Below are 1,568 nucleotides of genomic sequence, written 5' to 3'. Positions count from 1 at the left end.
TGGTGACCGGCACAATGTAAAGCCCTGCCGGGATTTGGCAGACGGGGACGTCTGCCGTTCCTGTTTCATATAATTTTTCGGTCCGCCTACTGCGGATTTTCAAAGACCAAAGACCAAAGAGCCAAAGTCCATTTAATGGATAGCCCTGAAGACCCGAAAGCCGATGCTGCCGTACCTGTAATCGGGATTGATGAAGCTGCGGTAGGCAACCCGACAGCAGTTGACACGGTAGTTCCAAGAACCACCACGCAGCACGCGATAATCACCTGAGCTTGCCCCGCGGGGGTCGGAGCTTGGGCTTTTGCTATAGTATTCCTCATCATACCAGTCCCAACACCATTCCCAGACGTTGCCGGTCAGGTCATGGATACCGAGTTCGTTTGCGCTTTTGGTGCCCACGGAATGAGTTTTCTCTCCCGAATTGCCAATAAACCAAGCCACGGCATTGATGTCATTTGACCCGCTGTAATTGTAGCCTTTGCTTTTGTTTCCACCCCGGGCTGCATATTCCCATTCCGCTTCAGTGGGCAGACGATAACCTTCAGCACTCCAGTCGCAAACGATGCTGCCGCTGCTCCAGCTTGACGGTTTTGTGTTGCCCCCGATGCTGTAGCAAGGTTTCAGACCCTCTTTGAGGCTGCGCTTATTGCAAAAATCCACCGCATCATACCATGACACTTGCTCCACCGGCAGTTCGTCGCCTTCAAAATATGAAGGATTGTTTCCCATTACCTCTCCCCACTCTTTTTGTGTAATCTGACATTTGCCCACATAGAATGAAGAAAGCGTTACTGAGGAACTAATAGAGCTTCCGAATAGTGCTTTCCAAAAACCAGGGTTTGTGGCGATCCTCTCAAAAGTTCCGCCTTCAACCATAATCATATCGATCGGGTTAATCGGCTTGGGAATAGCTTCCGGTTTTGAGCTTGGGGGCTTATCTTGTTTGCCCCGGTCTCCGGGATTATTCCGGAACGAAAAAATTGGTGCTGAAGTATCCCCGCAGCAGTCAGCATAGAATTCGCTGCAATCCTGATAGCGGTCTTCCCTCTGTTTCTTTGTCGCTTTGCCCAAGATGGATACGCTCTTTTCAGTGATATGGGGATAGACGGTTCGGGGATCGGGTATTTCCTGCTCGGTGATCGCTTTCATGACCATGAAATCGCTGTCCGTATCGGTCTCGATCGGTAGCTTGCCGGTGAGGATTTCATAGAGAACGATCCCGGCGGAATAGATGTCGCTGCGATGATCGATGTCTCTTTGCGCCATGACTTGTTCCGGGCTCATATAGAAAAGGGTTCCAAGCTTGGTTCCGGTGCGCGTGAGATGTCCGTCGCTCATCAATCTGGCAATGCCAAAATCCATAACCTTGATATTATCGGACGCGTCGATCATGATATTTGAGGGTTTGATATCCCGGTGAATAATCTCTTTGGAATGGGCATAAGCCAGGGCATTGACGATTTGCTTGAAAATATGGAGGGCACGCGGTTCGGGAATGGGACCGGTCATCGCAATCAGCTCTTTCAGCATATTCCCCTCCGCATATTCCATCACCATGTAATAGACCC

1 protein-coding gene is annotated in these 1,568 nt (G+C 50.2%); it reads right to left on the bottom strand.

All coding sequences use genetic code 11. The features are described from left to right. Positions 1–132 precede the first annotated feature (132 nt). A partial coding sequence (locus tag Q8M98_04455) for a bifunctional serine/threonine-protein kinase/formylglycine-generating enzyme family protein (protein ID MDP3114011.1) occupies positions 133–1,568 on the bottom strand: 1,436 nt, incomplete at its 5' end.

Source organism: Candidatus Cloacimonadaceae bacterium, from assembly GCA_030693415.1.
Classification (GTDB): domain Bacteria; phylum Cloacimonadota; class Cloacimonadia; order Cloacimonadales; family Cloacimonadaceae; genus JAUYAR01.
Note: the sequence above shows the minus strand (reverse complement) of the source record. Positions and strands in the feature narration are given on the sequence as shown.